We start from the raw sequence: 6279 nt of genomic DNA on the forward strand, positions 1-6279 counted from the left end.
CCTAGATGGCCACGCTTCCACCAGACCTGGCGGCCGAACAGGCGCGCGCCGCCGCCGCCGCCGCGCGCACCGCCGCCGACATCGCCCGCCAGAACGCCGATCAGGCGCAGAGCATCGCCGACAGCATCGGCCACGGCCTATCGGCCGTGACCCACGGGGCCGTCGACCCATTCGTCTTCCAGCTGGCGACCTTCGTGTTGGCGATCTTCGTCGGCTACTACGTGGTCTGGTCGGTGACCCCGGCCCTGCATACGCCGCTGATGTCGGTGACCAACGCCATCTCCTCCGTGATCATCGTCGGCGCCATCCTGGCCGCCGGCGTGCCGCTCATCGAGCATGGAACCGGCTGGGCCCGCTTCTTCGGGTTTCTCGGCATCGTCTTCGCCAGCGTGAACATCTTCGGCGGGTTCCTCGTCACCCAACGCATGCTCGCCATGTACAAGAAGAAGGCCTGAGACGATGTCCCAGAACGTCTCCAGCCTGCTCTACATCGTCGCCGGCATCCTGTTCATCATGGCGCTGCGGGGGCTCTCGCACCCGACCACCTCCCGGCAAGGCAACCTCTACGGCATGGTGGGCATGGGCCTCGCCGTGCTCACCACCCTCGTCGGCCATCCGCCCTCGGGTGCGGGTGCCTGGCTGATCGTGCTCCTCGGCCTCGCCATCGGTGGCGGTGCGGGCGCCCTCATCGCCAAGCGCGTGCCGATGACGGCGATGCCCGAGCTCGTGGCGGCCTTCCACTCCCTGGTCGGCCTCGCGGCGGTGGCCGGCGCGGCGGGCACCCTCTACGCGCCCCAGGCGGTCGGCATCCTCGAGAACGGCCACATCCACAAGGAGTCGCTGTTCGAGATGGCGCTCGGTGTCGCCATCGGCGCCATCACCTTCACGGGCTCGGTCATCGCCTTCGCCAAGCTCTCCGGGCGGATGTCGGGCAAGCCGATCATCCTGCCCCAGCGCCATGCCATCAACATCGTGCTGGCGATCGTCCTGGTGGCGATGATCGCGATGTTCATCGGCACCGAGAGCAAGCTCCTGTTCTGGCTCATCGTGCTGGTGTCCTTCGTGCTCGGCGGACTCCTGATCATCCCGATCGGCGGCGCCGACATGCCGGTGGTCGTGTCGATGCTCAACTCCTATTCGGGTTGGGCGGCGGCCGGCATCGGCTTCACGCTGGGCAACCTCGCGCTGATCATCACCGGCGCGCTGGTGGGCTCCTCGGGTGCGATCCTGTCCTACATCATGTGCAAGGCGATGAACCGGTCGTTCATCTCGGTGATCCTCGGCGGCTTCGGCGGTGACGCCGTGGCGGCCGGCGCCGGTGGCGCCGTCGAGACGCGCCCGGTCAAGCAGGGTTCGGCGGACGACGCCGCCTACATCATGAAGAACGCCGAGCGCGTCATCATCGTCCCGGGCTACGGCATGGCGGTGGCCCAGGCCCAGCACAGCCTGCGCGAGATGGCGGACATGCTCAAGAAAGAGGGCGTGGACGTGAAGTACGCGATCCACCCCGTCGCCGGCCGCATGCCCGGCCACATGAACGTGCTGCTCGCCGAAGCCAACGTGCCCTACGACGAGGTGTTCGAACTCGAGGACATCAACGGCGAGTTCCCGCAGGCCGACGTGGCCTTCGTGATCGGCGCCAACGACGTCACCAACCCCGCCGCCAAGACCGACAAGGCCTCGCCGATCTACGGCATGCCGATCCTCGACGTGGAGAAGGCCAAGACCGTGCTGTTCATCAAGCGCGGCATGGGCTCGGGCTATGCCGGCGTCGAGAACGAGGTGTTCTTCCGCGACAACACCATGATGCTGTTCGGCGACGCCAAGAAGGTCGTGGATTCGATCCTCAAGAACCTCTGAGCGATCCCAGGGGAAGACCTGCCCAACGACTCCAACACGAGAAGGGGCCGGCAACCGATGCCGGCCCCTTCGTCGTTCGGCGGGGTCGACGGCTCAGGCCGTCTGCCGTCGGTCACTCCGCGATGCGGATAGGGCCTTGGCTCGGGTGCCGCGTCGGTCGCCGATGCGGCCCACCGTGTCGAGCGACCGCCGGCCATGGGCGACAGGAACCGGCCGGGTGGCGCCGGACGGGTCCGAGCGGGTAGGGTGGCGCCCGTGTCAGCCGCATCCATCCTCGCCCCGCCCCGCGCCTTCCTCGACGTCTCCGCATCGGTCCTGGGGCGGACCTGGCGCGACCGCTGCGCCGATGCCGCCCTTCAGGCCGATGCCGCCACCATGACGCAGGCGCACGGCCTGCCTGACCTCCTGGCGAGGGTCCTGGCCGGTCGCGGCATCCGGCCGGCGCAGGCTCAGGCGCACCTGCAGCCGCGCCTGCGCGATCTGATGCCCGACCCCTCCTGCCTCGTGGACATGGGCCCGGCCGTCGAGCGCCTCGCCCGGGCCTGCCGGACCGGCGAGACCGTGGCGATCTTCGGCGACTACGATGTCGACGGGGCCGCGAGCGCCAGCCTGTTGGCCGGCTACCTGCGCCATCTCGGCGTCGAGGCCCGCATCCACATCCCCGACCGGATCACCGAGGGCTACGGCCCCAATGTCGGCGCCGTCACCGATCTGGCGCAGGCGGGCGCCACGCTGCTCGTCACCGTGGATTGCGGGACGGCGGGCCACGCGCCGTTCGAGGCCGCGGCGAGGCTCGGCCTCGACGTCGTCGTACTCGACCACCACGGCGCGCCCGAGCATCTGCCGCAGGCCCGGGCCATCGTGAACCCCAATCGTCTCGACGACCTCTCGGGCCTTGGCCACCTCTGCGCGGCGGGCGTCGTCTTCCTGACCCTGGTCGCCCTGAACCGGTTCCTCCGCGGCGCCGGCATGCCGGCGACCCGGCTGCCCGACCTCCAGGACGGGCTCGACCTCGTGGCCCTGGCCACCGTCGCCGACGTGGTGCCGCTGCACGGGCTCAACCGCGCCTTCGTGGTGCAGGGGCTCACCGTCATGCGGGCGCGGGGGCGGCTCGGGCTCGCCGCCCTCCTCGACGCGGCGGCCCTGACCGAGCCGCCGGAAGCCTGGCATCTCGGCTATCTCCTCGGTCCGCGCATCAATGCCGGGGGACGCATCGGGGACGCCTCCCTCGGGGCGCGCCTCCTCCTGACGCGGGATGGCGCCGAGGCGACGCGCATCGCCGCCGAACTCGACCGGCTCAACCGCGAGCGCCAGGTCGTCGAGGCGCAGGCCGTGGACGAGGCAGAGGCCGAGATGGACCGCGCGCTCGGCCTCGATCCCGACCAGCCGGTGCTGGTGACCGGCTCGGCCGATTGGCATCCGGGCATCGTCGGCCTCATCGCCGCCCGCCTGAAGGAGCGTTTCGGGCGGCCGGCCTTCGCCTTCGCCTTCAGGCCCGACGGCAGCGCGGTCGGGTCCGGCCGCTCGATCGCCGGGGCCGACCTCGGCGAGGCGGTGCGCACGGCGGTGGCGGCGGCGATCGCCGTGAAGGGTGGCGGCCACGCCATGGCGGCGGGGGTTACCATGGCCGGGACGGATCTCGCGCGGCTGCGCGACCATCTCCGCGACCGCCTCGGCACCGCCGTGGCGCAGGCGCGGACCGTGGACGCGCTGCTCCTCGACGGGACCGTCAGTGCCGGGGGCGCCACCGCCGAGATGGTCCGAACGATCCAGCGGGCCGGGCCGTTCGGGCAGGGTGCGCCCGAGCCGGTCTTCGCGCTGCCCCGGCACAGGATCGTCGACGCCGGCATCGTCGGCACCGGCCATGTCCGGTCGCGCCTGCGCAGCCGCGACGGCCAGACCATCGGCGCCATCTCGTTCCGGGCGGCGCAGGGCCCCCTGGGGCAGGCGATCCTCCAGGGGATCGGCCAGGAATTCCACGTCGCCGGCACGCTGAGCTGCGACCGTTGGCGTGGCACGGAGCGGGCCCAGGTCCGAATCTGCGATCTCTCGCCTGCCGCGGACGCCAACCGATACGGTTGACACCCGCCCGTGCCCTCACCATAAGGACCGCCGCGGACCGGGGTCTCGACAGACACCAGGACACGCGTTTGGGGGAATGTCCCGAGCGGCAAAGGGGGCGGACTGTAAATCCGCTGCGTAAGCTTCGTAGGTTCGAGTCCTACTTCCCCCACCAAGCGCCTCAACCGATCCTCGATCCTGCCAGACGAAATGCCGGCGCATCGGATCGGGTCCGATACGCCGGGATGTGGTCACGCGGGCTTCTCAGCCTGCGCCAAATCGTCGGTGCGCCGTCTCAGCGGCCCTTCTTGTAGAGCTTGCTCGCGATCTCGAAGATCTCCTCGGGCGCGTAATCGGGTGCGAAGGCACCGTAGTTGCCGTCGAGTTCCGGGATCTTGCCGCCCTCGGGGTGGCCGTCGACGATCTCGAGGTTGCCCGGCGGATCGCCCGGAAGCGCCACCTCGTCGTTGGACCAAACGCCGGCGGCCTCGCGGTAGTCGTCGGGGCTGAAATGGTAGAGCCGACGGTGGCTGCCCTCGTCGAGATACTTCTGGCACTCGGGAATGCGGCTGAGGTTGATGTTGGGCGTCGGCAACATCTTCTCGATCTCGACGCCGGTGAGCTTCTTGATGGCCAGCGCGTAGGCGTGGGCGTGGACACCGCCACGGACCAGGAGATAGCCGCAGACCTCACGGCCGGTGGGATCGGTCAGCGTCTCGTAGACGCGCAGCTTGTGGAGGCGGGCGCCGCATTCGAGATGGAAGTTGTGCAGCAGGTCGATGATCAGGTTACCGGTGGTGGTAACCATGTCCATGTTCCAGGACGCGGCGTTGCTGTTCATCGGCATCGCGCCGCCGCCGTTGCTGAGGAAGCTTCCGGCCAGCCGGATGTCCTGCATGTCCTTGAACGGCGCCTTGGAGATATCGACGTCCTTGGTATCGTCGCCAGGCCCGCAATTGAGCATCGACACGCCGGTCGACACGAGTTCGACGTGCCCCAGCTCCTCGGCGAAGATGCTCGATACGAGGCTATAGAATGGGCGCAGCTTGGTCTTGTTGCGGAAGTTGAAACTCTGGAACATGTAGTTCCCAAGTGTCGACATCTCCCCGTACTTGCCTCCGAGCAGTTCCTGCAAGGCTGCGGCTGCATTGGGATCGGCTCTCTTCGGCTCGGGTAGCTCGGCCTGTAAGCGATCGACGCGCATAAACATAGGTTATGACCTTTCACAACGAGACTGGTCCCGTGAAAGGGTTACCTCGGGATGAGAGGAACTGTTCCGAGGGCCGTCGTGATCGCGACCGCCGGCAACGGTTCGCGGAACGGCCGGCACAGGCGCCATGCGGGGTCGATCGGGACGGGCGGTCAAAGCCGCGCGTCGACCTGCAGGATGTCCACCGGCGCCGGCTCGGCGTCGGTGAAGACCGCCGCCGTCAGGGTCCGCCCGAACACGCAGGCGGTGTCGAGGTTGCTGCGGTGGCGGCGTAAATCCGGTCGGCCGGACTTCTGCGGGCTGTGGCCGTGGACCACGTGCTTGCCGAAGTCGAAATCGGTCCCGAGGAAGGGCTCGCGGATCCAGAGGCGGGTGCGGACGTCGGGGTCGATGCCGGGGCGCTCCGGCCGGAAGCCGGCGTGGACGAAATAACGCCGGGCATCCTCGTGGACGGTGGGCAACCGCGCGATCCAACCGAGGACGTCGTGAGGCAACGCATCCGGATCGTCGATGCCGAACGAGGCGAGGGTGGCGATGCCGCCGTTCTCGAGCCAGGTCGTGGTCCCCAGCCCGGTGCGATAGGCTTCGGCCATCAGGGCCTCGTGGTTGCCCATGAGGCAGGTGACGGCGTCCGGCTCGCGCGCCTGCAGGTCCCTCAGGGCGGAGACCACCCCGGCGCTATCGGGCCCGCGATCGACGTAGTCGCCGAGAAAGACGAGCCGGCGGCAACGCCCGGCGCCGTGGCACCCGATCGCGGCCAGGAGCCGGTCGAGGGCATCGCGGCAGCCGTGGATGTCGCCGACGGCGTAGGTGAGGGTCTCCATCGGCAGGCCTCGGTCCCCGGGGGTTCGACGCGGCTCGACCACCGGGCCGAACCGCCCGTCGAACCCCGACACGATACCACCGCCACGCTCGATCGTAGCGACCGCGGCGGTCCGACATCGCTCCGGTCGAGGGACCCACCGACGTGGCCCTTGCGGAACCGGGCGAAGAATCGTAAGCGGGCGCCGAATTTCGACCTGGAACAGGTGTATCTCGGCAATGGCCAAAGAGAAGTTTGCTCGCACGAAGCCGCATTGCAACATCGGCACGATCGGTCACGTGGACCACGGCAAGACGTCGCTGACGGCGGCGATCACGAAGGTCCT

General features: G+C 69.1%; 6 protein-coding genes and 1 tRNA gene. 5 read left to right on the plus strand and 2 right to left on the minus strand.

Going from position 1 to position 6279, the window contains the following annotated elements:
• Positions 1-5: 5 nt before the first annotated feature.
• The 4 genes from ASG40_RS08010 to ASG40_RS08025 all read left to right on the plus strand — a co-directional run bounded on the left by ASG40_RS08010 (position 6) and on the right by ASG40_RS08025 (position 4096).
• Positions 6-455: a proton-translocating transhydrogenase family protein gene (locus tag ASG40_RS08010; RefSeq protein WP_055883312.1), complete on the plus strand. Its 450-nt coding sequence runs from the start codon at positions 6-8 to the stop codon at positions 453-455.
• Positions 456-459: 4 nt separating this feature from the next.
• Positions 460-1860: an NAD(P)(+) transhydrogenase (Re/Si-specific) subunit beta gene (locus tag ASG40_RS08015; protein ID WP_055883314.1), complete on the plus strand. Its 1401-nt coding sequence runs from the start codon at positions 460-462 to the stop codon at positions 1858-1860.
• Positions 1861-2055: 195 nt separating this feature from the next.
• Positions 2056-3942: a single-stranded-DNA-specific exonuclease RecJ gene (gene recJ, locus ASG40_RS08020; RefSeq protein ID WP_055883315.1), complete on the plus strand. Its 1887-nt coding sequence runs from the start codon at positions 2056-2058 to the stop codon at positions 3940-3942.
• A gap of 70 nt (positions 3943-4012) precedes the next feature.
• Positions 4013-4096, plus strand: a tRNA-Tyr gene (locus ASG40_RS08025).
• Positions 4097-4216: 120 nt separating this feature from the next.
• Here ASG40_RS08025 and ASG40_RS08030 read toward each other — a convergent pair.
• Positions 4217-5131 (minus strand): manganese catalase family protein, encoded by a 915-nt coding sequence (locus tag ASG40_RS08030; protein WP_055883317.1) that lies wholly within the window; start codon positions 5129-5131, stop codon positions 4217-4219.
• A 152-nt stretch (positions 5132-5283) separates the two neighbouring features.
• Positions 5284-5955 carry a metallophosphoesterase family protein gene (locus ASG40_RS08035; protein WP_055883319.1) on the minus strand — a complete coding sequence of 224 codons (672 nt, stop codon included), beginning with the start codon at positions 5953-5955 and terminating at the stop codon, positions 5284-5286.
• A 217-nt stretch (positions 5956-6172) separates the two neighbouring features.
• On the opposite strand from ASG40_RS08035, the gene ASG40_RS21120 reads away from it, so the two are divergent.
• On the plus strand, positions 6173-6279 hold a 107-nt coding region (locus ASG40_RS21120; RefSeq protein ID WP_244480567.1), incomplete at its 3' end, for a GTP-binding protein.

This window comes from Methylobacterium sp. Leaf399 (assembly GCF_001424525.1).
GTDB lineage: Bacteria > Pseudomonadota > Alphaproteobacteria > Rhizobiales > Beijerinckiaceae > Methylobacterium.